This window comes from Methylobacterium thuringiense (assembly GCF_022179645.1).
Classification (GTDB): Bacteria; Pseudomonadota; Alphaproteobacteria; order Rhizobiales; family Beijerinckiaceae; genus Methylobacterium; species Methylobacterium thuringiense.
Genome location: NZ_BPRA01000024.1, coordinates 137,289 through 162,406 on the forward strand (window position 1 = coordinate 137,289; position 25,118 = coordinate 162,406).

The 25,118-nt window shown below is 68.4% G+C and carries 23 protein-coding genes; 17 read left to right on the plus strand and 6 right to left on the minus strand.

Translation table 11 applies throughout. The features are described from left to right. Positions 1–2 precede the first annotated feature (2 nt). Positions 3–1,262: an SfnB family sulfur acquisition oxidoreductase gene (locus tag MFF07_RS20480; RefSeq protein ID WP_147816714.1), complete on the minus strand. Its 1,260-nt coding sequence runs from the start codon at positions 1,260–1,262 to the stop codon at positions 3–5. A gap of 293 nt (positions 1,263–1,555) precedes the next feature. Further along, positions 1,556–2,665 carry a dimethylsulfone monooxygenase SfnG gene (sfnG, locus tag MFF07_RS20485; RefSeq protein ID WP_147816713.1) on the minus strand — a complete coding sequence of 370 codons (1,110 nt, stop codon included), beginning with the start codon at positions 2,663–2,665 and terminating at the stop codon, positions 1,556–1,558. 449 nt (positions 2,666–3,114) lie between these two features. Here sfnG and MFF07_RS20490 point away from each other — a divergent pair, with 449 nt between their 5' ends. From MFF07_RS20490 to MFF07_RS20510, 5 genes are all read left to right on the plus strand, one after another. Continuing rightward, the gene (locus tag MFF07_RS20490) at positions 3,115–3,909 is read left to right on the plus strand and encodes an EAL domain-containing protein (protein ID WP_147816712.1); all 795 of its coding nucleotides are present in this window, start codon (positions 3,115–3,117) and stop codon (positions 3,907–3,909) included. 24 nt (positions 3,910–3,933) lie between these two features. Beyond that, positions 3,934–4,431, plus strand: a complete 498-nt coding sequence (ybeY, locus tag MFF07_RS20495; RefSeq protein WP_147816711.1) for an rRNA maturation RNase YbeY — start codon at positions 3,934–3,936, stop codon at positions 4,429–4,431. 45 nt (positions 4,432–4,476) lie between these two features. Beyond that, on the plus strand, positions 4,477–5,613 hold the full coding sequence (locus tag MFF07_RS20500; RefSeq protein ID WP_238232786.1) for a hemolysin family protein: 1,137 nt from the start codon (positions 4,477–4,479) through the stop codon (positions 5,611–5,613). A 98-nt stretch (positions 5,614–5,711) separates the two neighbouring features. Beyond that, complete coding sequence (gene lnt, locus MFF07_RS20505; protein WP_238232787.1) at positions 5,712–7,385, plus strand: apolipoprotein N-acyltransferase; 1,674 nt, start codon at positions 5,712–5,714, stop codon at positions 7,383–7,385. A gap of 8 nt (positions 7,386–7,393) precedes the next feature. Then, a complete protein-coding gene (locus MFF07_RS20510) occupies positions 7,394–8,599 on the plus strand; it encodes an MFS transporter (RefSeq protein ID WP_147816708.1) in 1,206 nt (401 codons plus the stop codon). Here the strand turns inward: MFF07_RS20510 and MFF07_RS20515 are convergent. After that, entirely contained in the window at positions 8,578–8,904 is a 327-nt protein-coding gene (locus MFF07_RS20515) for a YnfA family protein (protein ID WP_147816707.1), read from the minus strand. The genes MFF07_RS20510 and MFF07_RS20515 overlap by 22 nt on opposite strands. Positions 8,905–9,047: 143 nt before the next feature. Between MFF07_RS20515 and MFF07_RS20520 the strand changes: the two genes are divergently transcribed. After that, positions 9,048–9,764, plus strand: a complete 717-nt coding sequence (locus MFF07_RS20520) for a BA14K family protein (protein ID WP_147816706.1) — start codon at positions 9,048–9,050, stop codon at positions 9,762–9,764. Positions 9,765–10,446: 682 nt separating this feature from the next. Here MFF07_RS20520 and MFF07_RS20525 read toward each other — a convergent pair. Then, on the minus strand, positions 10,447–12,036 hold the full coding sequence (locus MFF07_RS20525) for a catalase (RefSeq protein WP_147816705.1): 1,590 nt from the start codon (positions 12,034–12,036) through the stop codon (positions 10,447–10,449). A 127-nt stretch (positions 12,037–12,163) separates the two neighbouring features. Here MFF07_RS20525 and MFF07_RS20530 point away from each other — a divergent pair, with 127 nt between their 5' ends. The 5 genes from MFF07_RS20530 to ilvA all read left to right on the plus strand — a co-directional run bounded on the left by MFF07_RS20530 (position 12,164) and on the right by ilvA (position 17,275). Beyond that, positions 12,164–13,129 carry a LysR substrate-binding domain-containing protein gene (locus MFF07_RS20530; RefSeq protein WP_147816704.1) on the plus strand — a complete coding sequence of 322 codons (966 nt, stop codon included), beginning with the start codon at positions 12,164–12,166 and terminating at the stop codon, positions 13,127–13,129. Positions 13,130–13,185: 56 nt separating this feature from the next. Beyond that, complete coding sequence (locus MFF07_RS20535; protein ID WP_147816703.1) at positions 13,186–14,238, plus strand: AbrB family transcriptional regulator; 1,053 nt, start codon at positions 13,186–13,188, stop codon at positions 14,236–14,238. After that, on the plus strand, positions 14,235–14,579 hold the full coding sequence (locus MFF07_RS20540; protein WP_147816702.1) for a diacylglycerol kinase: 345 nt from the start codon (positions 14,235–14,237) through the stop codon (positions 14,577–14,579). The genes MFF07_RS20535 and MFF07_RS20540 overlap by 4 nt, the downstream gene beginning before the upstream one ends. Positions 14,580–15,091: 512 nt before the next feature. Beyond that, positions 15,092–15,580 carry a PilZ domain-containing protein gene (locus MFF07_RS20545; protein ID WP_238232788.1) on the plus strand — a complete coding sequence of 163 codons (489 nt, stop codon included), beginning with the start codon at positions 15,092–15,094 and terminating at the stop codon, positions 15,578–15,580. Between the two features lie 171 nt (positions 15,581–15,751). Then, positions 15,752–17,275, plus strand: a complete 1,524-nt coding sequence (gene ilvA, locus MFF07_RS20550; RefSeq protein WP_147816700.1) for a threonine ammonia-lyase, biosynthetic — start codon at positions 15,752–15,754, stop codon at positions 17,273–17,275. 7 nt (positions 17,276–17,282) lie between these two features. Here the strand turns inward: ilvA and MFF07_RS20555 are convergent, their stop codons facing one another. Next, entirely contained in the window at positions 17,283–17,960 is a 678-nt protein-coding gene (locus MFF07_RS20555) for an MgtC/SapB family protein (RefSeq protein ID WP_147816699.1), read from the minus strand. A gap of 160 nt (positions 17,961–18,120) precedes the next feature. On the opposite strand from MFF07_RS20555, the gene lgt reads away from it, so the two are divergent. The 5 genes from lgt (at position 18,121) to MFF07_RS20580 (ending at position 23,164) form a co-directional block, all read left to right on the plus strand. Next, positions 18,121–19,011, plus strand: coding sequence for a prolipoprotein diacylglyceryl transferase (gene lgt, locus MFF07_RS20560; protein ID WP_147816698.1), 891 nt, complete (start codon positions 18,121–18,123; stop codon positions 19,009–19,011). A 56-nt stretch (positions 19,012–19,067) separates the two neighbouring features. Further along, on the plus strand, positions 19,068–20,105 hold the full coding sequence (locus MFF07_RS20565; RefSeq protein WP_373322402.1) for a class I SAM-dependent methyltransferase: 1,038 nt from the start codon (positions 19,068–19,070) through the stop codon (positions 20,103–20,105). A gap of 37 nt (positions 20,106–20,142) precedes the next feature. Further along, complete coding sequence (pgeF, locus tag MFF07_RS20570) at positions 20,143–20,913, plus strand: peptidoglycan editing factor PgeF (RefSeq protein ID WP_238232789.1); 771 nt, start codon at positions 20,143–20,145, stop codon at positions 20,911–20,913. A 347-nt stretch (positions 20,914–21,260) separates the two neighbouring features. Beyond that, a complete protein-coding gene (locus MFF07_RS20575) occupies positions 21,261–22,160 on the plus strand; it encodes an outer membrane protein (RefSeq protein ID WP_147816696.1) in 900 nt (299 codons plus the stop codon). A gap of 257 nt (positions 22,161–22,417) precedes the next feature. After that, positions 22,418–23,164: a DUF2076 domain-containing protein gene (locus tag MFF07_RS20580; RefSeq protein WP_147816695.1), complete on the plus strand. Its 747-nt coding sequence runs from the start codon at positions 22,418–22,420 to the stop codon at positions 23,162–23,164. A gap of 75 nt (positions 23,165–23,239) precedes the next feature. Here MFF07_RS20580 and MFF07_RS20585 read toward each other — a convergent pair whose 3' ends face one another. Then, entirely contained in the window at positions 23,240–24,031 is a 792-nt protein-coding gene (locus tag MFF07_RS20585) for a L,D-transpeptidase (RefSeq protein WP_147816694.1), read from the minus strand. A 362-nt stretch (positions 24,032–24,393) separates the two neighbouring features. Between MFF07_RS20585 and MFF07_RS20590 the strand changes: the two genes are divergently transcribed. Further along, on the plus strand, positions 24,394–25,116 hold the full coding sequence (locus MFF07_RS20590; RefSeq protein WP_147816693.1) for a protein phosphatase CheZ: 723 nt from the start codon (positions 24,394–24,396) through the stop codon (positions 25,114–25,116). Positions 25,117–25,118 lie beyond the last annotated feature (2 nt).

The following is a 25,118-nucleotide window of genomic DNA, read 5'->3' on the forward strand; positions in this document are numbered from 1 at the left end:
CTTCAGCTCCAGGCGTGGAACGGTGGGTTCACGCCGTTGAGGGCGTGGTTGCCGACGATCGCGTATTTCCAGCGCACCGGGTCGTGCAGGGTGTGGGTGCGGGCGTTGCGCCAATGCCGGTCGAGGTTGTCCTCGGCCAGCGTCGAGCGGGTGCCGGCGAGTTCGAACAGCTTGTTCGTCGCGGCGATCGCGACTTCCGTCGTCAGCACCTTCGATTCCGCCACCGCGAGCTGTGCCGCCGCAACGCTCTCGCCGCTCGGCTCGGCGATGGCCGCGTCGATGGCGAGGCCGGCCCGGTCGAGCAGGGCCTCGGCCGCATGCTGGCGGATGGTGAGGTCGCCGATCGCCTGGATGGTGTAGGGGTCGTCCGAGGCGCGTTCCTGGCCGCTGTCGATCCAGGGACGCGACTTGGTGCGCACGAAGGCGATGGTGTCGTCGAGCGCGGCCCGGCCAATGCCGGCATCCACCGCCGCCTGGATGATCTGAAAGATCGCCCCGTCCGAGCGCGGCGCCTCGTAGCCCTTCCAGGCCGGCACGAGGTGGCTCTTTTCCACCCGCACGTTGTCGATGATCACGGTGCCGCTCGCCGTGCCGCGCTGCCCGAAGGCCGACCAATCGTCGATCACGGTCAGGCCCGGCGCGTTGCGGTCGGCGATGGCGTACCAGGCACGGCCCTGATCATCGACGGCGACGATCGGCACGAGATGCGCGAGCAGTGCCCCCGTCGCATAGAACTTTTGACCTGTGACGATCACGTGGTCGCCGTGGTCCGAAAACTTCGTCTCGAAATCGGCCGCGCGCTTGGTGCCCCTCTCCGAGAAGGCGTTGCCGAAGCGGGTGCCCTTCAGGACCTCCCCGAACAGCAGCGCCTGCTGCTCCTGATCGGACACGGTGCGGATCGCCGCGACGATGCCGAGATGGTTCTGGGCGATCTGCCCGATCGACGGATCGGCCGCCGAGATGATCGCGATCACCTGCGCCAGCGTCCGATAGGACACCTCCGGCCCGCCGAAACTTCTTGGGACGTTGATCGACCAGAGCCCGCTCTGGGAGAAGGCGTCGAGCTCCTTCAGCGGGCGGATATGGGCGCGGTCGCGCTCGGAGGCGCCCTCGCGGAATTCGGCGGCGAGCGCGTGGGCGACTCGGATCGCTTCGGCGTCGTCGCGGATGACGTGAGCGGGTTGGCTCGGGCGGGCCGGGCCGGCGACGCCCTGCGGGGTGCCGGTCTGCTGGAGCGTGCTGGCGCTGACGGCGATGTTCATGGGAGGCTCCGAAGCGTTAGGCGAAATGTTCAGGGGCTGAAGGCTTGAGCTGCATCCCCTCTCTCCCCGCATGCGGGGAGAGGGCCACGGACCCCTTGTCGGGTCCGTGGCAAGCGAAGGCGAAGCCGAAGCAAAGGTAAGGGGGCTTCGCCGAACGAGGCACATCCGGCACCGCCCCCTCACCTTCGGCTGCCGCCTTGCCGCGCCGACGACAAGGTCGTCGCGGCCCTCTCCCCGCGTGCGGGGAGAGCGGGATGCGCGGCTGCGTCGGCCGGCGTTCGAACGCTTGAGTGCTACGCCGCCTCGGCCCGCCGCTCGCGCTGGGCCTCGATCGCCCGCACCCGTGGGATCACGTGCTCGCCGAAATAGGCGACCTCCTCCTGGAAGTGCAGGAAGGCCAGCAGCGCAAGGTCGACCCCGACCTCCTTGAGGTTCACGATGCGCTCGGCGACCTGATCGGGCGTGCCGATCAGGTTGGTCTTGAAGCCGTCGTTGTACTGGACGAGGTCGGTAAGGGTGGACTTCGCCCAGTTGCCCTCGCCCTCGGGAGAGGCCTTGCCGGCGTTCTTCACCTCGTGGCCGAAGGCTTTCACGGCGTCCGGGTCGGCGTTGTCGATGATCTCCTGGAGGACCGCCTGGGCCTCCTCCTCGGTGTCGCGGACGATCACGAAGGCGTTCACGCCGATCTTCACGGAATGGTTGTTGGCCGCGGCCTTGGCCTGGAGGTCGTCGACCTGAGCCTTGATGCCCTCGGGCGTGTTGCCATTGGTGAAGTACCAATCCGACACGCGCGCGGCCATGTCGCGCGCGGCGCGGGACGAGCCGCCCTGGAAGATCTCGGGCTGCGGGTCGGCCGGCTTCGGCTTCAGGGTGTAGTTCGTGTAGCGGTAGAAATCACCGCGATAGGTGAAGTTGTCCTGCGTCCAGATTCCGCGCAGCGCCGTGATGAACTCTTCCGAGCGGCGATAGCGCTCGTCGTGGTCGAGCCAGGGCTCGCCAATGGCGCGGAACTCGCCGGAGAACCAGCCCGAGACCAGGTTGATGGCGATGCGGCCTTCGGTGAGCTGCGAGATCGTGGCGATTTGCTTGGCTGCGAGCGTCGGGTGCCATGGCCCGGGCAGCAGCGCGGCGATGACCTTGATGCGCGAGGTCGCGGCCAGCAGGGCGTGGCTGAAGGCCACAGACTCGTGCTGGTACTCGGCGCCGTAGCCGGCGGTGAAGCGGATCTGCGTCAGTGCGTAGTCGAAGCCGGCCTTCTCGGCGATTTGCGCGAGCTTGCGGTTGTAGTCGGCATCCCAGCTGGTGCGCTGGGGGATCTTGCTGATGACGAGGCCGCCCGAGACGTTCGGCACCCAATAGGCGAAACGGATCGGCTCCGGTGCGGCGGTGCTGGGCGAGGTCATGGCGGCCTTTCGGGGTATGGTCGTGTCGCGGTCGATAGCGACAGTATTGATGAGATTTTTCTGTGTAAAAATGCCATCGAACCATTGGCCGGACGGCAGAAAATCGAGCCCGCCAAGATTGTCGTAGAGACGGGTCGCGATCAAACGAATTAAATCATCTTTTTTCTACGTAGACGATACGGTCATTCTCTGGCGACAAGCCTGCTGAAGCAGTTTGTTCTTTTGCGTTTTGCATTCCGGCCTTGCGGCCGGTTCGCGGCCGCGTCGAGACGCCGGCGTTCGATCGACGCGTCCGCAACTTCCCGGACGTATCCAAGATCTTGAGGAACAGGCTCGAATGTGAAGAATCATACAGTCGTCTATGTTCACCCAAGCATCGGATGTCCAAAAACGGGCATTCGTTAATTCGCGCGCCCTATACGGATCGCGTCGAGATGGAGAGGCGGCGCATGAGCAAGGTGGGGTGCCAGGGCTGCAAGGGTGGGACGCCGCTGCCGTTCGCCTTCACGATGGCCTTCCATCCGATCATCGACATTCGCCAAGGTGCGGTCTGGGGATACGAAGCTCTCGTCCGCGGCACCCAGGGCGAGGGCGCGGCTCAGATCCTCGGGATGGTCGATGCGACGAACCGCTACAAGTTCGACCAGGCCTGCCGCGTGAAGGCGATCGAGCTGGCCGGCGCATTGTTTCCCGATGCCGAGACCCGGCTCTCGATCAACTTCATGCCGAACGCCGTCTACGAGCCGGCAGCCTGCATCCGTGCGACGCTCGAAGCGGCGCAGCGCGTCGGCTTCCAGCATCGGCAGATCATGTTCGAGTTCACCGAGAACGAGAAAATGGTCGACGTGGACCATGTCCGGCGCATCATCGTCGAGTATCGCCGGCACGGCTTCTCGACGGCAATCGACGATTTCGGGGCCGGCTATGCCGGGCTCGGTCTGCTGGCGAGCTTCCAGCCGGACTTCGTCAAGCTCGATATGGACCTGCTGCGCGGCATCGACGCCTCGCCGGCCCGCCGGGTCATCGTCGCGGGCGTGACGCAGATGGCCCAGGCCCTCGGTATCTCGGTCATCGCGGAAGGCGTCGAGACGGAGGCCGAGTTCGAGACCCTGCGCGGCATCGGCATCGCCCTGTTCCAGGGCTATCTCTTCGCCAAGCCGGCCGTGGCGAGCCTGCCCACGGTACGGATGTTCGGATCGGAGCGGGAACCCGTGCTAGAGGCCTGCGTACCCCAGGCAGCCTGACCGGCCCGAGATTCCAGCGTCCCGATGATCCAGAACAGCATCGACATCGCCGTCGAGGATGCGCGTTGGGCGGAGGCCGTGCCCGACCTCGACGCCTTCGTCGAGCGGGCGGTCGCTGCCGCCCTCGCGGTCATGCCCGATTCGCAGGCAGGCCCGATGGAGATCAGCATCCTGCTCGCCGACGACGCTACCGTGCAAGCGCTGAACAAGACCTGGCGGGGCAAGGACAAGCCCACCAACGTGCTGTCGTTTCCGGCCGCAGAGCAGCCTCTGCCGCCCGGCGCGCCGGAGCCGCTCGGCGACGTGGTTCTTGCTTATGACACGTTGCTGCGCGAGAGTGCCGAGCAGTCGAAGCCGCTCAGTCATCACCTCGCGCATCTCCTCGTCCATGGCACTCTTCACCTGCTCGGCCAGGACCACGAGACCGGCGAATCGCAAGCCGACGCGATGGAAGCGCTCGAGGTCGCAGCGCTCGCGACCCTCGGCATTCCCGACCCTTACGCCGACCTCTGCGGCGACTGATCCGCTCCGATCCCGGCACTTCCGCCTCAGACATTCAAGAGAGACATGACGAACGACCGAAGTCGCGGCGCGGCCCTGGCCGCGCCCAATGCAGACGCCGATTCCCAGCCCCGCGAGGCCTGGTACGACCGCCTGCTCAACGTCTTCAATCTGCGCTCGCGGGACAGCCTGCGCACCGGCATCGAAGACGCCCTCGCCGAGCCCGATACGGGCGAGGACGCATTCTCCCCGCTGGAGCGGGCGATGCTCAAGAATGTGCTCGGCCTGCACAAGGTGCGTGTGGACGACGTGATGGTGCCCCGCGCCGATATCGTCGCCGTGCCCGTCGAGACCAGCCTCGGCGACCTGCTCAAGCTCTTCCGGACCGCCGGCCATTCGCGCCTGCCGGTCTACGGCGAGACGCTCGACGACCCGCGCGGCATGGTCCACATCCGCGATTTCGTGGAGTATTTCGCCTCGAAGGCCGAGGCAGCACCCCGGCGCGCTCCGGCAAACGGTGCAGCTGCAACCGTCGCGAACGAGGACAAGCCCGCCCCGACACGCGTGCGCCGGCTGCCGGCTCGGGCGATCCGGGAACTCGACCTCGGCAAGGTCGACCTGTCGGTGACGCTCGCCTCCACCCGCATCCAGCGCCCGGTGCTGTTCGTGCCGCCCTCGATGCCCGCCATCGACCTGCTGGTGCGGATGCAGGCGACGCGCACGCACATGGCGCTCGTCATCGACGAGTACGGCGGCACCGACGGTCTGATCTCCATTGAGGACCTGATCGAGGTCGTGCTCGGCGACATCGAGGACGAGCACGACGTGGCCGAGGGCCAGCTCATCAACCGCGTCGAGGGCGAGACCGACACCTACGTCGCCGACGCCCGCGCCGGCCTCGCCGAGGTCTCGGAAGCCACCGGCGTCGACCTCGTCGCCTCGGCCGGCGAGATGGCAGAGGAGATCGACACGATCGGCGGCCTCATCGTGACGCTGGCCGGCCGCGTGCCCTCCCGCGGCGAGATCATCGTCGGCCCGAGCGAACTCGAATTCGAAGTCCTCGACGCGGATCCGCGCCGGGTGAAGCGGCTGCGGCTGCAGCGTGGTCCCTCTCGAATCGGGCAGGTGGTGCCCCTGGCGCTGCCCGCCCCGCCGACGGCCTTGCCGCCGCCGGCTCAGGCGGCCGGGTCGGGCGGGGGCTGAGGCTGTCTCGCGAAAACTGATCGGAAGCCAAAGCCCGGGAATCGTGTAAAGCCCGCACGATTCCGAAAAGAGCCCGGCTGCCCGATGATTCCCACCGCATGATCTTCGCGCGCAAGAGCGACACGCGTTCCGTGCCGGCGGCCGGCTGGCTCGATGGGACCGCGCATCGGATCATCCTGAGCCATGGCTGGCCCCGCCTCGGGTTGGCCGTGCTGGCCGGGGCTGTCGGCGCGCTGGCGATGCCGCCCTATGGCGTCTTTCCGGCTTTGGTCGTGTCGCTCACCGTGGCGGTCTGGCTGGTGGACGGCGCCAGCGCCGGCCCGCGCGGCTGGCGGACGCTGCGGGATTGCGCGGCGATCGGCTGGGCCTGGGGTTTCGGGTATTTCGTCGCCGGTTTGTGGTGGCTTGGGGCGGCGTTCCTGGTGGAGGCGGACCAGTTCGCCTGGGCGATGCCGCTCGGCGTGGTCGGGCTGCCGGCCGTGCTCGCGATCTTCTACGCCCTCGGCTTCGCGGCGGCGCGGCTGGTCTGGTCGCGCGGGCCGGGGCGGCTGTTCGCGCTCGCCTTCGGCCTTGCGGCGAGCGAGTGGCTGCGCGGGCACTGGTTCACGGGGTTTCCGTGGAACGGCCTCGGCATGGCGCTCGGCGGCAACCTCTGGCTGATGCAGGGGGCCTCGGTGATCGGGCTCTACGGCCTGAGCCTGATCGTGGTGCCGATCGCGGCCGCCCCCGCGACGCTCGCAACCGGGGCCGGCACCCGCGCCCGGATCGGGCCGCTCCTCGCGGCCGCGCTGGCGCTCGCGGCGCTCGCCCTGTTCGGCGCCTGGCGCGTCCCGGGAAAACCCGACGCCACCATCGCGGGCGTGCGCCTGCGGCTGATCCAGCCGAACATCGCGCAGGACGCCAAGTTCCAGCCGGACGACCGCTATGCCGTCGTCGACAAGTACCTCGCGCTCAGCGACCGGGCGGCCTCGCCCGATCGTAGCGGGATCGCCGACGTCACCCACATCGTCTGGCCGGAATCCGCCTTTCCCTTCCTGGTCCAGCGCGATCCCGAGACGCTGGGACGCATCGGCGCGGTGCTGCCGGAAGGCAAGCACCTGCTGACGGGGGCGGCGCGGGCGCAGGAGCCGTTCACGCGCCAGCATGCGGTGTTCTTCAACTCCATCCTGACGATCGCGCACGGCGGGACGCTGGGCGACAGCTACGACAAGGTCCACCTCGTGCCGTTCGGCGAATATCTGCCGGCTCCGCTCGATGCGATCCTGAAGGCGGTCGGCCTCCGGCAGTTCGTCTCGGTGCCGGGAGGCTTCACGGCGGGGAGCAGACAAGGCCAGCGCATCCTCACCGTGCCGGGTCTGCCGCCGGTGGCGGCGACGCTCTGCTACGAGTCGATCTTTCCCGGCGCCATCGTGCCGGCCGAAGCGCCGGTCGTGCCCGGCCTGATCCTGAACCTCACCAACGACGCCTGGTTCGGCGACACGCCGGGGCCACACCAGCACTTCGCCCAGGCGCGGCTGCGCGCCGTCGAGGAGGGCCTGCCGCTGGTGCGCGACGCCAACAGCGGCATCTCGGCCGTTGTCGATGCGCATGGCCGCATCGTCGCCGCCCTGCCGCTCGGCACAGAGGGCGTGCTCGATGCTGATCTCCCCGCCCGCATCCCCGGCCGCACGCTCTACGCCCGCCTCGGTGACGCGCCCTTCGCGGTCCTGCTGCTCGGCGGCCTGCTGCTGGCTGCGGCCGGCCGGCGGCGCGAGGCGAACGGCATCGCATGAACGGGTCTATGACCGACACGAAGCCGGACACCAAGCCGCACAGCCCGGTCCTGATCGGCCTCGCGGTGATGCTGGTGGCGTTCAACCTGCGGCCCGCCATCACCAGCGTCGGTCCGCTGCTGACGGGGATCGTCGCGGAGACGGGCCTGAGCGCCACGGGCGCGGCGGCGCTGACGACGCTGCCGGTGCTCTGCCTCGGCCTCGGCGGCGCGCTCGGACCGGCGGCGATCCGGCGGCTCGGCGTCGATGCCGGCATCCTTGCCGGTATCGCGGCGGTCCTCGTTGGATTGCTGCTGCGCGGGTTCGGCGGCCTGCCGGCCCTGTTTGCCGGCGCGGCCGTCGCGGGCCTCGGCATCGGGCTGGCCGGCGTCCTGCTGCCGGCTCTGGTGAAGCGCGACTTCTCCCGGCAGGCCGGGCGGGCGACGGGGCTCTACACCATGGCGCTCTGCGTCGGCGCGGGCGCCGGCACCGGGCTGACGGTGCCGTTCGAGCACGCCCTCGGCCAGGGCTGGGCCGCCGCCCTGGCGCTGTGGTCGCTCCCGGCGCTCGTCGCGGTCTTCGCCTGGGCGCCGTTCGCCAAGGCCCGGCCGGCGGCCGCCGCGAGCGTCGCCCGCCGGCCCGCGCCGAGCCTGTGGCGCGAGCCGCTGGCCTGGCAGGTCGCCGGCTTCATGGGGCTGCAATCCTCGCTCGCCTACATCCAGTTCGGCTGGCTGCCGGCGGTGCTGCAGGGGCGGGGGCTCGACGCCCTCGATGCCGGATACCTCGCCGCCGTTGCGGCGATCGCGCAGGCTCCGGGTGCGCTGCTGCTGCCGACCGCCGCCGCCCGCGCCCGCGACCAGCGCGGCTGGATCGTCGGCGGCCTCGCCGCCATGGTGGCGGCCTTCCTGACCCTCGCCTTCGGACCTGAAATCCTGACGGTGCCGGCGGCGATCGTGCTCGGCTTCGCCAGCGGCGGCTGTTTCGGGCTCGGCCTCACCGTGATCGTGCTGCGGGCGCGGGATGCGGCGGGGGCCGGCGCGCTCTCGGCCATGGCGCAGGGGTTCGGCTATGCCCTCGCCTCCCTCGGCCCGTTCGGCTTCGGGCTCGCACACCAGGCCACCGGCGGCTGGGGCCTGCCGGCCCTGCTGTTCTCCGCCATCGCCGTGGCCGGTGCGATCTGCGGCCTCGGCGCCGGCCGTGCCCAACAGGTCGGTCAGGCCGCGCGCGGCCCGTAGAGGATCAGCGCCATCCCGGCGAGGCAGAGCGCCGCGCCGGACAGGTCCCAGCGGTCCGGGTCGACTCCCTCGACGAGCTTCAGCCAGACCAGCGAGGCCACGACGTAGATCCCGCCATAGGCCGCGTAGGCCCGCCCCGCCGCGGGCGCGTCGGCGAGGGTCAGCAGAGCTGCGAAGGCGACGAGCGAGGCGAGGCCGGGCAGCAGCCAGAGCGGCGAAGCCCCGAGTCGTGCCCAGGCCCAGAAGGCGAAGCAGCCGGCGATCTCGGCGAGCGCGGCGCCGATGAAGGCGGCGAGATTGGTCATGCGGCCTTATCGCCATGAAACCGGACCCGGCTGCGCCGGGCACCGAGACCCCAGGTTGAAATATATCGATATGCCGCAGACCCGATCAGGGCGCGGGCGCGTTCGATCACCAAGGGATACTCTCCCGCAAAATGGTGAACACGATGAATCGTATCTTGACCGTATCGGCAGCCCTGGCCGGCGCCCTCCTTCTGGTTCCCGTCGCAGCGGATGCCCGCGGCTTCGGCGGCGGTGGATTTCGTGGCGGCGGAGGCGGCTTCGGTGGCGGTGGCATGCGCGGCGGCTTCGGCGGAGGCGGGTTCCGGGGCGGCGGCTTCGGTGGCGGTGGCTTCAGGGCCGGCGGCGTCGGCACCAACGCCTTGAGTGGCGGCGTCTCGCGAGTCGGCGGCTTCGGCGGTCAGCGGGCCGGCTTCGGCGGGGCCGGATTCGGTAACGGGGTCCGCGGCGCCGGATTCGGCGGCGGGTTCAACCGCGGCGGTGTCGTCGGAGCCGGCAACGGCTATCGCGGCGGCTTCGCGGGCAACCGCGGCGGCTATTACGGCGGTCGCGGCTACGGCCGACGCGGTCTCGGCTACGGCGGCTTGGGCCTCGGTCTCGGGCTCGGCCTCGCGGCCGGCGGATTGGGCTACGGATACGGCGGTTATGGCTACGGTGGCGGCTACGGCTACGACGACGGTTATTACGGCAACGGCTACGCCCCGGCCGCCTACGGTTACGACCAGGAGGGTTATGCCCCGGTCGAGACCGAGGCCGTCCAGCCCACCCGTTCCGTGTCCTACTGCGTCGCCCGCTTCCGTTCCTACGACCGGCGCTCGGGCACGTATCTCGGCAACGACGGCGCACGGCACGCCTGCCCGTAGTTGACGCGGCACGGCCCCCGCCCGAGGGCGGGGGCCGGATCGATGGTGAGCCGTTAAGAATACGAAAGATTTTTTGCTTCGTTTCGTGACAAAAATTGCGTTATGCGGTGAACATAAGACAAGTCGTCTTAGATCTTTGGCCTAGTGCCGGCATATTTTAGAAGATTCCATCCAGTTAATTCTCGAAAATTCGAATACCAAATCCGTCGTTGCGAGCGCAGCGAAGCAATCCAGGGCCAACTCACTGACGTCGACCAGTTTGTCCTGGATTGCTTCGCTACGCTTGCAATGGCGGTGGTGGATACATCCGATCATCCGGAAATAGATATTCTGGGTTTTTCCATGCACTCGTCTTTGGACCTACAGGGTGATCGCGGAACTCGAAACGACGGCCCATACCGAATGAGTCGATCCGAAACACCGACATTCCAGCGCTTGCGCCTCCACCGACGGAACGGTCCTGCCAAACCCATCGTTGCTCAGTCGGCTCAAGGAGATCGACATGCTGACCGGCGGATTGTTGTGGCTCATCGGGATTCCGATCCCCGTCATTCTCCTGGTGTGGTTCTTCTTTTTGCGCGGCCGATAGGCTGACAGCACCCCAACGAAGGACGACCCCAAGAAAAAGCCCCGCGGAGCATAGGCTCCACGGGACTTTTCTCTGTCGCGTTACCCCGAAAAATTATTCGGCGGCGACGCGGTGGGCGTGCGAGCCGTCGGTGTAGGTCTCGGCCTGGAGACGCTTGCCCGGCGCAGCGCGGCCCGGCAGTGGCGGCAGGGCCAGCGCCTTTGCCAGATCGATGCCGGCGCCTTCGGCGACGCGGCGGCCGTAATCGGCGTCGGCATGGGAGAAGTGCCAGACCATCCGCAGCTGGATCGCCTCGGGGCACTGCTTCATGTCGCCGACGAGGTTGGCGATCAGGTCGTCCCGCTCCCAGGTCTCGAACGAGCGATAGCGCACGCCGGCCTGGGCGTAGTCGTCCTCGGTGCGCGAGGTCTGGTAGCGGCCGAGCTGGCCCTGCACCGGCTGGTGATAGTCATGCGCCGGCTTGGGAGCCTCGGCGAGGCCTTCGCCGACGGTCGAGGGCTCGTAGTTGATGTGCCGGTTCTGGCCGTGACCGTCGACGCCGTAGGTCATCTGGCCGTCGCGCTGGTTGGAGAAAACCTTCACGCCGGGCTGCGGAGCGTTGATCGGCAGCTGCAGGTAGTTGGCGCCGACGCGGTAGCGCTGCGTATCCGAGTAGGACAGCGTCCGACCCTGGAGCATCTTGTCGTCCGAGAAGTCGATACCGTCGACCAGAACGCCGGTGCCGAAGGCCGACTGCTCGACTTCCGCGAAAAAGTTGTCCGGCACGCGGTCGAGCACCATGCGGCCCACCGGCAGGAGCGGGAAGTCTTCGACGGGCCAGAGCTTGGTGTCGTCGAGCGGATCGAACGACAGGTGGTCGTTCGGGCCGTCGGGCATGATCTGCACGCAGAATTCCCACTCGGGGAAATTGCCCTTGGAGATGTTGTCGTAGAGGTCGCGCGTGGCGTGCCCGACATCCTTGCCCTGGATCTCGGCGGCCTGGGCCGAGGTCAGGTTGCGGATGCCCTGCTTCGGCTCCCAATGGAACTTGCAGAGCACGGCCTCGCCCTGGTCGTTGACGAGCTTGTAGGTGTTGACGCCCGAGCCCTCCATCTCGCGGTAGTTCGCGGGGATGCCCCAGGGCGACTTGAGGTGCGTGACCATGTGGATCGCTTCGGGGTGCTGGGCCACGAAGTCGAAGAAGCGCCAGGCCTCCTGCCGGTTGGTCACCGGGTCCGGCTTGAACGCGTGGATCATGTCGGGGAACTTGATCGCGTCGCGGATGAAGAAGACCTTGAGGTTGTTGCCGACGAGATCCCAGTTGCCGTCGACGGTCTTGAACTTCACCGCGAAGCCGCGCGGGTCGCGCTCGGTCTCAGGGCTCTCCTTGGCGCCGGCCACGGTTGAGAAGCGCACGAACATCGGCGTCTTCACGCCGACCTCGTTGAGGACGCGGGCGCGGGTGTACTTGGAAGCCGGCTCGTTGCCGATCTTGCCGTAGGCCTCGAAATAGCCGTGGGCGCCGGCGCCGCGGGCGTGGACGACGCGCTCCGGGATCCGCTCGCGATCGAAATGCGTGATCTTCTCGATGAACTGGTAGTTTTCGAGCGTCGCCGGGCCGCGCTCGCCGACCGTGCGGGTGCTCTGGTTGTCGCGGACCGGATGGCCCTGGCGGGTGGTCAGGATCGGGCGGTTGTCGCTCATGCGCGAAATCTCTCCGTGATGGGGGACGATTCTCAGCCGAAGCTGGAACCGTTCTCGACACGGGATATGGCGCAGGCATCCCCCAGTGGCAAATGCATCGTCGCAAAGGTTGTGATAGGCGCAACCTATGAATGTCGCCGGATTGTCGCTGCGGGACCTCGAATACGTCGTCGCCATCGCCGACGAGACGCATTTCGGGCGGGCAGCCGAACGCTGCAACGTGAGCCAGCCGACGCTGTCCGTGCAGGTACGCAAGCTCGAGACCACCCTCGGCCTCGTGCTGTTCGAGCGCTCGAACCGGCGCGTGCTCCTCACCGAGGCCGGGCAGGCGATCGTGCGCCAGTCCCGCATCGTCCTGGCCGAGGCGCAGCGGCTGCTGGCGATGGCCTCCGAGGGGCGCGGCTCGCCGCTGACCGGGCGGCTGGTGCTCGCCGCAATCCAGACGCTCGGCCCCTACTACTTCCCGCTGGTGCTGCGGCGGCTGCGGGCCGAGTTTCCGATGCTGTCGCTGGCGCTGAGCGAGGCGCGCACCGCCGAGATCCTGGAGGGGCTGCGCGACGGGCGCATCGACGCGGCCCTGGTCTCGCTGCCGATTCCCGCCTCGGGGCTGACGGTGTCGCCGCTGTTCGACGAACCGTTCCTGCTCGCCTGCCCGGCCGACCACGGCCTCGCGCGCGGCGCCCTCGACGCCGGCCGGATCGCGGGGCCGGACCTGCTCCTCCTCGACGAGGGCAACTGCCTGCGCGACCAGACCATCGCCGCCTGCGGCGCCGGCAACGCCTCCGGCCGGCACGCGACCAGCCTGGAGACCCTGCGCTCCATGGTGGCGGCCGGCGCAGGCTTCACCCTGCTGCCGCTGCTCGCGGCCCCCTCGGGTCCCGACCCGAGCGGGCTCACGGTGACGCGGCGCTTCGCAGCGGACGGTCCGGGCCGCACCATCGCGCTGGTCTGGCGCTCGAGCGACCCGCGGGCCGGCGGCCTCGCGCATCTCGCTGCGTTCTTTCGGAGCCATGTCCCCGACGGCACCATTGCCTGCCGGGACGCCGGCCACGCAGCCATGTCGAGCGGTGACAGCTCGGCCTCGGCGGTGTAGCGCCACCCGGTCGCCCGCGCCCGGCCGGCGAAACGCTCCGCAACCTGCAGTAGCCCTTGCCCGATCTCCGCACGGTTTTCCGCTGGATCGCGCTCCTGGCGGCCTCCGCTTTCCTCGCCGCCGCGCTGAATCTCGCACGGTTTCCGGCGGCGCTGCTGCTCGGGCCGATGCTCGTCGCCATTGTCTTCGGAATTCGCGGCGCCGGCCTCGCCCTGCCGCGCCCGCTATTCCTCGCGGCGCAGGCGGTGATCGGTTGCCTCGTGGCCCATTCGATCACGCCCGAGATAACCCGGACCATCGTCGACGATGCTGCTCTGATCTGCGCCGCGGTGTGCGTTACGGTGCTCGCCGGGGCTATCCTGGGCATCATCCTGACGCGGCTCCAGATCCTGCCCGGCTCCACCGCCGCCTGGGGCTCGGCCCCCGGGGGCGCCGCTGCCATGGTCGCGATGTCGGAGGCCTACGGGTCCGACCCCCGCCTCGTTGCCTTCATGCAGTACGTGCGGGTCGCCGCGGTGGTGCTAACCGCTTCTGTCGTCGCGCGTTTCTTCGTGGACGGCTCGGCGCTGCCGGCGGTCGCGGCCGCCGAACCGGCGCCCGCGCTCTCCGTGCTGGCCACCCTCGGCATCGCCGCCCTCGGGGCCGGCCTCGCCATGCTGCTGCACATTCCCGCCGCCGCCCTGGTCGGGCCGATGCTGCTCGGCGCCGTCCTGCATACCACTGGAATCGCAAGCGTTTCCGTCCCCGGCGCGCTGCTCGACGCCGCCTATGCCGGCATCGGCTGGTATGTCGGCCTGCGCTTCAACCGGGAGACGCTGCGGGCGGTCTGGCACGCGCTCCCCGGCATCCTCGTCGCCACCGTCGCGATCATCGTCCTCTGCGGAAGCTGGGCCTGGGGGCTGACCTTCCTGCTACCGATCGATTTCCTCACCGCCTTCCTCGCAACCAGCCCCGGCGGTCTCGACTCGGTGGCGATCATCGCGGTCGGGTCGAAGGCCGACGTGTCGTTTGTGCTGGGCGTTCAGACACTTCGCCTGTTTACGGTGCTGTTGACAGGCCCGATCCTGGCGCGCTGGATCGCCCGCGCGGCACCGGGGCCGGGCGCATGAAGGCCCTGTACATCGCCTTGCTGAACTCTTGGCGCGGCCTCGTCCACGGGGCCCGCACCGAGCGCGCGATCCGTCTCGAACTCATGCTGCTGGCGCTCGGCCTGCCGGCGACCGTCCTGCTCGGTGCGACGCTCTGGATCCGCGTCGCCCTGCTCGCGAGCCTCCTCCTGGTGCTCTGCGCCGAGTTCCTGAACACCGCGATCGAGAAGCTCTGCGACCACCTCCACCCCGGCCACCACGCCCGGATCGGCATCGTCAAGGACCTCGCCTCTGCCGGTGCCTTCGCCGCCCAGATGCTGGCGGCTCTCGTATGGATCGCCGCGGTCATTGATCGGCTCTGAGTCCGTCCTGCTCTCGACGGCATTCGGCTGCTGAAACGGGTAGCCTCTACGCTTCAGGTGCATGACGCCGTTGGTGCGGCTTGCCCGAGGACCGTCGCATGGCAGCTAGTCATCGCTGGTGAATAGCGGAGTAATTTTTGCCATTGGCGCTGCCGATCGGATTTTCCTGATCGATGAAGTCCCGCTATTGGCAATTGTCATCGAAATAAAGTATCGCAAAAACATCGATTTACCAGAAATATATTTTATATCATCGCGATAATAACGCCGACTATCCAAGAATAACCACTCCACATTTATCCGACTGCTCCGTTCGGAAAATCGATCCACCGGGTCGGTGGCAGCTTCCGACAATTTTATGCATTCCCACGCCACCCGGGAAAGGGACGCGTCTTAACAAATGAGGTCTTCTTGGCGGCGTCGAAAGCGTGTGGGAATTGGCTCTCGAACATCAGCACAAGGTGATCCTTCCGGCTTTGTGCTGGAACAAGCACCGACCGGATTTCTACGCGGTGACCGACGACGTGTCTCTCGACGGGATCCAGTTCCGCTCCGCCACCACGCCGTTCGTCTCCGAGGTCCTGACCTGCAGCATCCGCGGCGTGGGGCTCGTCGAGGCCCGGGTGGTGCGAGTCGGAGACAATCTCTTCACGGTCAGGCTCTTGGCGGGGCGGGGACAGAGTTCCGCCATCGCCGCCAGCCTCATCGAATTCGGGCGCCAGCAGCGTCCCCATGCGCCGATCCGGACCCATCCTCGGGTCGTGCCCCGCTGCAAAGGGGTCTCGGTGACGCTGGAGAGCGGCGACGTCATGCCGGGGCGGCTCATCGACGTATCGGCGACAGGCGTTGCCCTGCATATCGACGATCCGGCCGCAATCGGCACGACAATCCGGATCGGGCAGATCGCCGCCACGGTGGTGCGGCACATCGTGGGCGGCATGGGAGCGTCGTTCCACGTCCCACTCGATCCTGCGGCCGTGACGGAATCCATCACGTTCTGATACCGACGGCGCCTGCGGCCGTCCGCCATGTCGCGCTGGAAGTCGCGCCGTTGTCCTCGCATCCGGGCGGCCGAGGGCTTAAGTGGGTGCGCGCCGGCTCGGAACGCCGCCGATGCTGCCTACCGTTTCGGAGCCGCCGCAGGGCAGCCCGCCAAGCCCGATGACGTGCCCGTGACCGACTACATCAAGAAAATCCTCTCCTCCCGCGTCTACGACGTCGCCAAGGAGAGCCCGCTCGACCCCATGCCGCGGCTCTCGAAGCGGCTCGGACGACCGGTGCTACTGAAGCGCGAGGACCTGCAGCCGGTCTTCTCGTTCAAGCTGCGCGGCGCCTACAACAAGATGTCGGGGCTGAGCCCCGAGGCGCTGGCGCTCGGCGTCGTCTGCGCCTCGGCCGGCAACCATGCGCAGGGCGTGGCGCTCGGCGCGCAGAGGCTCGGCGTGCGCGCGGTGATCGTGATGCCGCGCACGACGCCGGCCATCAAGGTCGACGCCTGCCGCGCGCGGGGCGCCGAGGTGATCCTGCACGGCGACGCTTTCGATGAAGCCCTGACCGAGGCCCGCCGGCTCGAGGCCGAGCAGAACCTCACCTTCCTGCACCCCTTCGACGACCCCGACGTGATTGCTGGCCAGGGCACCATCGGCATGGAGATCCTGCAGCAGCATTCCGGGCCGATCGAGGCGATCTTCGTGCCCGTCGGCGGCGGCGGCTTGGCTGCCGGCATCGCCACCTTCGTGAAATACCTGCGGCCCGAGACCAAGGTCATCGGTGTCGAGCCGGACGACGCCGCCTGCATGAAGGCGGCCCTCGACGCGGGCGAGCTGGTCATGCTGCCAAGCGTCGGCCTCTTCGCCGACGGCGTCGCCGTCCGGCAGGCCGGTGCCGAAACGTTCCGGCTCTGCCGCGAGCATCTCGACGAAATCATCACCGTCGACACCGACGCGATGTGCGCGGCGGTGAAGGACGTCTTCGACGATACCCGCGCGGTCTCCGAACCCTCCGGCGCGCTGAGCCTCGCCGGAGCCAAGGTCTATGCGGCGCGCGAGGGCGGGGGAGGGGGCACGCTGGTGGCGATCTCGTCCGGCGCCAACCTCAACTTCGATCGCCTCCGCCACATCGCCGAGCGGGCGGAGATCGGCGAGGAGCGCGAGGTGCTGCTCGGCGTCACCATCCCCGAGCGGCCGGGCGCCTACCGCGCCTTCATCGCCGCGTTGGGACCGCGTGCGATCACCGAATTCAACTACCGCTATGCGCGCGAGTCCGAGGCGCAGATCTTCGTCGGCATCAACCTGCCCGGCGGACGCCCGGAGAAACGAGACCTGATCGCCACCCTCACGGGCGCGGGCTACCGCGTTCACGACCTCAGCGACAACGAGATGGCCAAGGTCCATGTGCGCTACATGGTCGGCGGTCGCGCGCAGGGCCTGCCCGACGAGCGGCTCTACCGCTTCCAGTTCCCGGAACGTCCCGGTGCGCTGATGAAGTTCCTCGACGCACTCGGCGACGGCTTCAACATCACGCTGTTCCACTACCGGAATCACGGCGCCGACTACGGTCGCGTGCTCGCCGGGATCGACGTGCCGACGGCCGAGCGGGTCCGATTCGATGCGGCGCTCAAGGCGTTGGGTTACCCGTGCTGCGACGAAACCGTGAATCCGGCCTATCGGTTGTTTCTCGACGACGCATCGCGCTGACGAGCCGTCAGCCCTCCGACGCCTCGACGCTGACGACGTCGGCGTTCTGCCGCAGCTTCGCGGCGATGGCGTCCACGCTGGTGTGCGAGAGGCGGACGAAGGAGATGGTGACCTCCTCGACCTCCGGGTCTGAGCCGGGCTTCACCACGAACTGGCGCACCCGGGAGGCCCGCGCACCGGCGACCGCCTGCAACGTGTCGATCGTCAGCGCGCCGCGCTTCACCGTGAGGCGCAGCACCCGCGTCTGCATCCTCCCGCGCCAGCTCTCCTCGATCGGCTTCACGCCGGCGAGGATGCCGATGACGATCACGGTGGTCGCGATGGCCGGGACGTAGAGCCCGCCGCCGATCGCGAGGCCGATCGCGGCGACGGCCCAGAGGCTCGCGGCAGTGGTCAGCCCCTTCACCACCTCGCCGCGCAGCAGGATCGTGCCCGCGCCGAGGAAGCCGATGCCCGAGACGACCTGCGCGGCGACGCGGGAGGGGTCGAGCACGATGTCCTTGTGGCCGAGGACGTCGGCGAAGCCGAAGGCCGAGACCAGCATGATCAGGCAGGCGCCGACGCAGACCAGCATGTGCGTGCGCAGGCCCGCCGCCCAGAGCAGCCGCTCGCGCTCGAACCCGATCACGCTGCCGAGCGCGCCGGCGAGCACCAGCCGCGCCACCATCTCGGTATTGTTCAGCACGCCGCCGCGTCTCCGGTGCGTTTCGTCCCGTGTGAAACTTCGCCCGCCACGTGCGGTCGGGCAAGCGCCGCGGCCTGAGGCTTGACGCTTCCGCCGGCCCCGGTGCATGGCCACCGCGATTCATCGGGAAAGCCCGTCGCGCTCTGAAAAAGGCCTGCCGATGCCGCCGCTCTTCGCCATTCCCTTCCCGGCCATCGACCCCGTGGCGGTCGCGCTCGGGCCGATCACCATCAAGTGGTATGCGCTGGCCTACATCGCGGGGCTCGTCGGCGGCTGGTTCTACGCGCGCCGCCTCGTTGCCGCCGACTCGCTCTGGGGCGTGGTGAAGCGGCCGAAGCTCGCCGACGTCGACGACTTGATCGTCTGGGTGGCGCTCGGCGTCGTGCTCGGCGGCCGCATCGGCTACGTGCTGTTCTACAATCTGCCGATGTACCTCGACGACCCGACCGAGATCCTGGCCATCCGCAACGGCGGCATGTCCTTCCACGGCGGCTTTCTGGGCGCGATCTTCGCGCTGCTGCTGTTCGCGCGGATGCGCGGGCTCAACGGCTACACCATGCTCGACCTCGCCGCCGTGGTGACGCCGATCGGCCTGTTCTTCGGCCGGATCGCGAACTTCGTAAACGGCGAGCTCTGGGGCCGCCCGGCGCGGGACTTTCCCTATGCGGTCGTCTTCCCCACCGGCGGGGAGGTGCCGCGCTATCCGAGCCAGCTGTTCGAGGCGGGCGCGGAAGGCCTGCTGCTCTTCGTCGTGATGGCGCTCGCCGTGCGCCGCTTCGGCTTCCGCAGGCCGGGGCTCATCGGCGGCATCTTCGTGTTGGGCTATGCGGTCACGCGGACCTTCTGCGAGTTCTTCCGCGAGCCCGATGCGCAACTCGGCTTCCTGTTCGGCGGCGATGTCGGCGCGCTCGGCGGGGGCATCACCATGGGCATGCTGCTCTGCCTGCCGATGGCCGTCGTCGGCCTCACCTACATCGTGCTCGCCGCCCGCGGCGTGACCCGGCCGCGCAACCCCGAGATCGAGGTCCAGGCCGAGGCGGGGCAGATCTGAGCGGGCTCCCACCAGAGCCGGCGCCACTCTTCCGCGAGATCGCGGCGGAGATTCGCGTGAACGGGCCGATCGGCCTCGACCGCTACATGGGCCTTTGCCTCGGGCACCCGGTTCACGGATATTACCAGACCCGCGACCCGCTCGGACGCGAGGGCGATTTCGTCACGGCGCCCGAGATCAGCCAGATGTTCGGCGAACTCGTCGGCGTCTGGATCGCCGCCACCCACGCAGCGATGGGTGCACCCGCGACCCTCAACCTCGTCGAGCTCGGGCCGGGCCGCGGCACGCTGATGGAGGACGCGCTGCGGGCGCTGTGCTCCGCCGCTCCCCGTGCCGGCTTCGACCTGCATCTCGTCGAGACGAGCCCGGTCCTGCGGGCGCTACAATCCGAGCGGCTCCCGGGCGCCGCGCCGCGTTGGCACGACACGGTCGAGACGCTGCCCGACGGACCCGCGATCATCGTCGCCAACGAGTTCTTCGATGCGCTGCCCGTGCGCCAGTTCGAGCGTCGGGAGGCCGGGTGGTGCGAGCACCGCGTCGGCCTTTCGCTCGATGGGACGCAGCTGGTGCGCGGCCTCTCGCCCGATCCCGATCGCACGATCACCCGGGACGCCCCACCCGGTGTCGTTCTCACTCTGCCGAGCGCCGCCCTCGCGACAATGCGCATTCTTGCCGCGCGGCTCGTCCGCCGGGGCGGCGCACTTCTCGCGATCGATTACGGCCATGTCCGGCCCGGTTTCGGCGACACGCTGCAGGCGCTCGCGCGTCACCGTTTCGTCGATCCCCTCGAGCGGCCCGGCGAGGCCGATCTCACCACCCATGTCGACTTCTCGGCGCTGGCCGCCGCCGCTGCGGGGGAGGGCGCCCGCCTCCACGGCCCCATCGACCAGCGCGACTTCCTGGAGGGGCTCGGGCTTCGCCTGCGCGCCGAACGCCTGACGGCCCGGGCCACGCCCGCCCAGGCCGAGGCGATCGCAGCGGCTCATGCACGGCTGACTGATCCGGCGCGGCGCGGCATGGGCACCCTGTTCAAGGTGCTCGGCATCAGCCATCCCTCGCTGGGCGCGCTGCCCGCCTTTCCCGCGACGGCGTGAGGACGGCCCTTTCGCAAACAGATCGCCCGGACCCGCCATGTTCATCGAAGCGCCCGAACTCAGCTCGCACTCCTATGTCCGGCACGCCTTCTTCACGCGGCAGGGTGGGGTCTCCGAAGGGCTCTACGCCTCGTTGAACGGCGGCATCGGCTCGCGGGACGAACCCGCAAGCGTCGTCGAGAACCGGGAGCGGATGTGCGCACAGCTCGCGCTCCCCGCGAGTGCTTTGGTCAGTCTCTACCAGGTCCATTCGAACCGCGTCGTCACCGTCGAGGCGCCGTTCCCCCTCGATGCGCGCCCGCAGGCCGACGCGATGGTGACGCGGGTGCCGGGTCTGGCGCTCGGCATCGCCACGGCGGATTGCGGTCCGATCCTTTTTGCCGATCCCGAGAACCGCGTCGTCGGCGCGGCCCATGCCGGTTGGAAGGGCGCGCTCACCGGCGTAATTACCAACACCGTCGCCGCCATGGAAGATCTCGGGGCCGAGCGCGGCCGGATCGTCGCCGTGCTGGGGCCGACGATCGCGCAGGCCGCCTACGAGGTCGGCGAGGAGTTTCTCGCACGGTTCCGCAGCGAGGCCCCGGGATCGGAGCGCTTCTTCGCCGAGGGCGAGCGGGCAGGGCACGCACAGTTCGACCTGCCGGGCTTCATCCTGTCCCGGCTGCATGAGGCAGGGATCGGCGAAGCCGCGGTTCTCGGCCTCTGCACCTATGCCGACGAGCTGCGCTTCTACAGCTATCGGCGGGCCACTCACCGCGGCGAGGCCGATTACGGCCGCTTGATCTCCGCGATCGCCCTGACGCCGTGAGTTGCAGCGGGCCGGCAAGCTGAACCGTGTGTGCGGACGCACATCACACCAACCGGTCGTATCGCTACCTCCACTGCGGAACTTGGCCGTAAGGGTTCCACCCTGCGACAACTTGTCCAAGAAAACAGGGGAAAAAAGCTCGGCAGTAAGTGAACCTTGACCGTTTGGTGGCGTTCTAGCCTCAAGTAGCCAAGGGAAAGGCAACCACTGCCACAAAGGGGCCGCCTTCGGGACGGTCGGCGTGGTTGCTCTGCAACAGCATCTCTTCGGTTGCTGGAATAGATACGGGGAACCGCGCCGGACCGGCCCTGAGGGGTGCGCCGACGCAGAGTAAAGGGACCAGTACGATGAAATCGATCCTCCGGGCGTCCACCGCCTTCGCTGCCATTGCCTTCGTCGGCTCGGCCTTCGCCGCCGACCTTCCGCGCCGCGCTGCGCCGCCGCCGGTCTTCGTTCCGGTGCCCGTGTTCACCTGGACGGGCTTCTACGCCGGTTTCAACGCCGGTTACGGCTTCGGCACCAGCGACAGCAACGCTCCGACCGTCGTCGGCGCCGCTGCCAGCACCGGCATCTTCGCAAGCCCGGCCGGCCTGCAGCCCGGCGTTCTCGCCTTCAGCAACCGCAACAACAACGAAGGTTTCGTTGGCGGTGGCCAGATCGGCTACAACTACCAGTTCACGCCGGGTTCGGGCTTCGTCGTCGGTATCGAGGCCGACGCCCAGTACGCCGATTTCGGCCGTGATCGTAACCGCTTCGCCTTCGCCACCGCTGCCGGCGGCGGCATCGTGCCCGGCACCACCGTGTTCAACCCGTCGGGCCTGTCGGGCCTCGACTACTTCGGCACGGTCCGCGGCCGTCTCGGCTACGCCTTCGACCGCACCCTCGTCTACGCAACGGGCGGCTTCGCCTACGGCGCCGGCGGTGGCAGCGATTTCGGTCTCCCGAACGGCTCCAGCGACGACTTCAAGACCGGTTACGCTGTCGGCGGCGGCGTCGAGTACGCTCTCCCCACCGACTCGTTCCTGAACTTCTTCAAGTCCTCGGCCGTGACGTTCAAGATCGAAGGTCTCTACGTGAACCTCGACCAGGGCAACGGCCTCAACGGCGCCTTCGCTCAGAACGCTGCCGGCCGCACCATCTCGATCAGCTCGCCTGACGTCGCGCTGGTCTCCGGTGCCGCCCGCACCCGCGACACCGACTTCGCCGTCGTCCGCGCCGGCGTGAACTACAAGTTCGGCTCGTACTAAGACCCGACTGGACGGCGATCCTCGCGGTCGAGCCCGATCAGTCCTACCGCTTCGGTATCGTTCTGGAAGCCCGGCCTCACGGCCGGGCTTTTCGCGTTTCGAGGTGGGTAGGCCCGATCGGCTCCGGCGCGAGTTCCTTCCCCCGGCTCCGTACGCATCGCAAATTTTACACGGCCCCCTGACAAAGCCATCGCAGCCCCCCATGTCGTAGGCGACAAGCGGTGGCGCTGCTGCCGCCCGCCCTCAGGAGGACGGCCATGAACAGCGAAGAACGCGACATCATCAACGGAATCTTCCAGCGCTTGGAACAGGCCGGAAACCAGCAGCGCGACGCCGATGCCGAGCGCTTCATCGCCGAGAAGTTGCGCACCCAGCCATATGCACCCTACGCGATGGCCCAGCTGATCTACGTGCAGGAGGAGGCGATCAAGAGCCTCAACCAGCAGCTCGAGCAGGCGCGGCAGCAGGCACAGGCGCAGCCTCAGGGCGGCGGTGGCTTCCTGTCGAGCATCTTCGGCGGGGGCGGTTCACGCCAGGACCCGCAGCCGCAGCAGCGGCCGGGCGGTCAGCCCTGGGGTAACCAGGGCGGCTACGGCGGTCCGCAGCAGGGTGGCGGCTACGGCGGCCAGCCGGGATACGGCGGTCCGCAACAGGGCGGCCCATGGGCCGGACAGGCGCAGCAGCCTCCTGCGCGCGGCGGCGGTTTCCTCGCATCCGCGCTGCCGATGGCAGCGGGCGCGGCCGGCGGCATGCTGCTCGGGAGCGCGCTCTCGAACGCATTCGCTGGCGGTCACTCGCATCTCGGCAGCTCGGCGGCTGCCGGGCTCGGCGGCGGAGACACCGTCACGGAGAACAACTTCTTCGGAAGTGACGGCGGTGGCGGCAACCAGGATCTCGGCTCGGCGCTCGGCGGCGGCAGCGATACCGGCGGCTTCGACGACGCATCCTTCGACAGCGATCCCGGCGGCGATTTCGGCGGCGGCGGGGAAGACGACTGGGTCTGATCGCCGGAGCGGGGACTTCAAGAAGAACCCCCGGCGCCGCTCACACGGTGTCGGGGGTTCTTTTGTGCGGCGATGTCAGAGCACCTCGACGCGTGTGCCCACCGACGTGCGCTGATAGAGGTCGATGACGTCCTCGTTCATCATCCGGATGCAGCCGGACGACACCGCTTGGCCGATCGTGTGCGGCTCGTTGGTGCCGTGGATGCGGTAGAGCGAAGAGCCGAGATACATCGCCCGCGCACCAAGCGGATTGCCGGGGCCGCCCTCCATGTGGCGGGGCAGATCGGGGCGGCGCGCCAACATCTCCGAGGGTGGCGTCCAATCCGGCCATTCGCGCTTCTGGCTGATGGTCTTGGTGCCGGTCCAGAGGAAGCCGGGCCGGCCGACGCCGATGCCGTAGCGGATCGCCCGGCCGCCGTCCTGTACGAGATAGAGGTGCTTGGCGTTCGTATCGATCACGATCGTGCCCGCGCGCCGCGCGCCGGGAAATTCGACGACCTGCCGCTCGTAGCGCGGGTCGATCGCACGGCCGATCGCCACCTCCTGCGGCTCCGGGCGGGAGGGGAGGGCGGCGAGGCGGGTGTGCGGCGTCGCTGCCTCCGGGCTATGCCCCGAATAGGGGTCGCCGTCGGGGTAACGCATCGCATCCGGGCCTCCGTAGCCGTAGGCCGCCGGATGCTGCGGCAGAGTCCCGTCGTCGCGCAGACCCCGGCCGCCGCGGGGGACGATGGGTGCGGGTCCGTCGCCCGTCATCAGGTACTCGATGAAGCCGCCGCCATACTGGCCGGATCGGGACTGGGCCTCGGCCACATGGCCCGAGATGAGGGTGGCGAGCGCCGCCGCCGACACGGTTACCGCCAAACGCATCGCGCGTGGTCCTTTCAGCATCCGAAATGAATCAGAAGCGCCCGTGCCGCCGACAACTGCGCCGCGCTCCTGTCTCGATGATCGGGCGGCAAGGCGAGAAAGCCGTGAAAAAACGTAGTGAATCGTTCACGACGGCGGAGCTTCGGTGAAAGCTCGTGAATTCCAAATATCGCTTTGTATCAATGCGTTATCTGTTGAACGCGATTTGCGTCGTCGAAGGTGTCGAGGGCGCGCGGCGCGGAATGATCCGATTCGTCGTCAACACTGCGTAAACTCCGGCCGCGGAAGTCGGACATTCAGGAAATGGAAACCGTTTTCGGTAATCCTGCCTCGACACCCTCGACATGGGCCGCAGCCGACCGATGACCGCAAAGCGATACCGCATCGAGGACACCCTCGGCCTGACCTCGGACATGACGTCGGAGATGGAAGCCGCCTCGCCCGCGCGAGCGGCCCAGCTCGATGAAATCCTGGCTGCGATCCAGGATCTGCGGCGCATCACGCAGGCCAGCACCGGCGAGACCATCGACGCCTGCCGGCGCGAACTGACCGAAGCCTTCTCCATGCGCTCCGAACTCGACCTGATGAAGGATGCGATCACCCGCACCAAGCAGGAGATCGCCAACCTCCATCGCTCGGACAGCGCCGGGAAGGGAATGAAACGGGTCGCAGGTGAACTCGACGCCGTGGTCGAATCGACCGAGGCTGCGACGTCCACGATCCTCGGCGCGATCGAGGAAATCGAGACCAATGCCAACATGCTGCGCGGCCAGCGTCTTCCGCGGGCGACGCAGGCCCATGTCGACGTCATCCTCGAGCGGGTGATCGTCGCCTACGAGGCCTGCAACTTTCAGGACCTGACCGGCCAGCGCATCAGCAAAATCGTGAGCGTGCTGAAGTTCGTCGAGGAGCATCTCGACCGGATGATCGAGGCCTGGAGCGGTCTCGACAGCTTCCGCGAGCTCATCTCGGTCGATACGCCGCCGCCCTCCGAGGACGACGAGAGCTCGCTCCTCAACGGCCCGAAGCTTGCCGAGGATGCCGGCCACGTCGATCAGACGGATATCGACGCCCTGTTCGGCTGACC

What these genes read in the sequence shown, in the direction of transcription:
- MFF07_RS20480 (WP_147816714.1), bottom strand. Translation starts at nt 1,262, where the DNA reads ATGAACATCGCCGTCAGCGCCAGCACGCTCCAGCAGACCGGCACCCCG.
- sfnG (WP_147816713.1), bottom strand. Translation starts at nt 2,665, where the DNA reads ATGACCTCGCCCAGCACCGCCGCACCGGAGCCGATCCGTTTCGCCTAT.
- MFF07_RS20490 (WP_147816712.1), top strand. Translation starts at nt 3,115, where the DNA reads ATGAGCAAGGTGGGGTGCCAGGGCTGCAAGGGTGGGACGCCGCTGCCG.
- ybeY (WP_147816711.1), top strand. Translation starts at nt 3,934, where the DNA reads ATGATCCAGAACAGCATCGACATCGCCGTCGAGGATGCGCGTTGGGCG.
- MFF07_RS20500 (WP_238232786.1), top strand. Translation starts at nt 4,477, where the DNA reads ATGACGAACGACCGAAGTCGCGGCGCGGCCCTGGCCGCGCCCAATGCA.
- lnt (WP_238232787.1), top strand. Translation starts at nt 5,712, where the DNA reads ATGATCTTCGCGCGCAAGAGCGACACGCGTTCCGTGCCGGCGGCCGGC.
- MFF07_RS20510 (WP_147816708.1), top strand. Translation starts at nt 7,394, where the DNA reads ATGACCGACACGAAGCCGGACACCAAGCCGCACAGCCCGGTCCTGATC.
- MFF07_RS20515 (WP_147816707.1), bottom strand. Translation starts at nt 8,904, where the DNA reads ATGACCAATCTCGCCGCCTTCATCGGCGCCGCGCTCGCCGAGATCGCC.
- MFF07_RS20520 (WP_147816706.1), top strand. Translation starts at nt 9,048, where the DNA reads ATGAATCGTATCTTGACCGTATCGGCAGCCCTGGCCGGCGCCCTCCTT.
- MFF07_RS20525 (WP_147816705.1), bottom strand. Translation starts at nt 12,036, where the DNA reads ATGAGCGACAACCGCCCGATCCTGACCACCCGCCAGGGCCATCCGGTC.
- MFF07_RS20530 (WP_147816704.1), top strand. Translation starts at nt 12,164, where the DNA reads ATGAATGTCGCCGGATTGTCGCTGCGGGACCTCGAATACGTCGTCGCC.
- MFF07_RS20540 (WP_147816702.1), top strand. Translation starts at nt 14,235, where the DNA reads ATGAAGGCCCTGTACATCGCCTTGCTGAACTCTTGGCGCGGCCTCGTC.
- lgt (WP_147816698.1), top strand. Translation starts at nt 18,121, where the DNA reads ATGCCGCCGCTCTTCGCCATTCCCTTCCCGGCCATCGACCCCGTGGCG.
- pgeF (WP_238232789.1), top strand. Translation starts at nt 20,143, where the DNA reads ATGTTCATCGAAGCGCCCGAACTCAGCTCGCACTCCTATGTCCGGCAC.
- MFF07_RS20575 (WP_147816696.1), top strand. Translation starts at nt 21,261, where the DNA reads ATGAAATCGATCCTCCGGGCGTCCACCGCCTTCGCTGCCATTGCCTTC.
- MFF07_RS20580 (WP_147816695.1), top strand. Translation starts at nt 22,418, where the DNA reads ATGAACAGCGAAGAACGCGACATCATCAACGGAATCTTCCAGCGCTTG.
- MFF07_RS20585 (WP_147816694.1), bottom strand. Translation starts at nt 24,031, where the DNA reads ATGCGTTTGGCGGTAACCGTGTCGGCGGCGGCGCTCGCCACCCTCATC.
- MFF07_RS20590 (WP_147816693.1), top strand. Translation starts at nt 24,394, where the DNA reads ATGACCGCAAAGCGATACCGCATCGAGGACACCCTCGGCCTGACCTCG.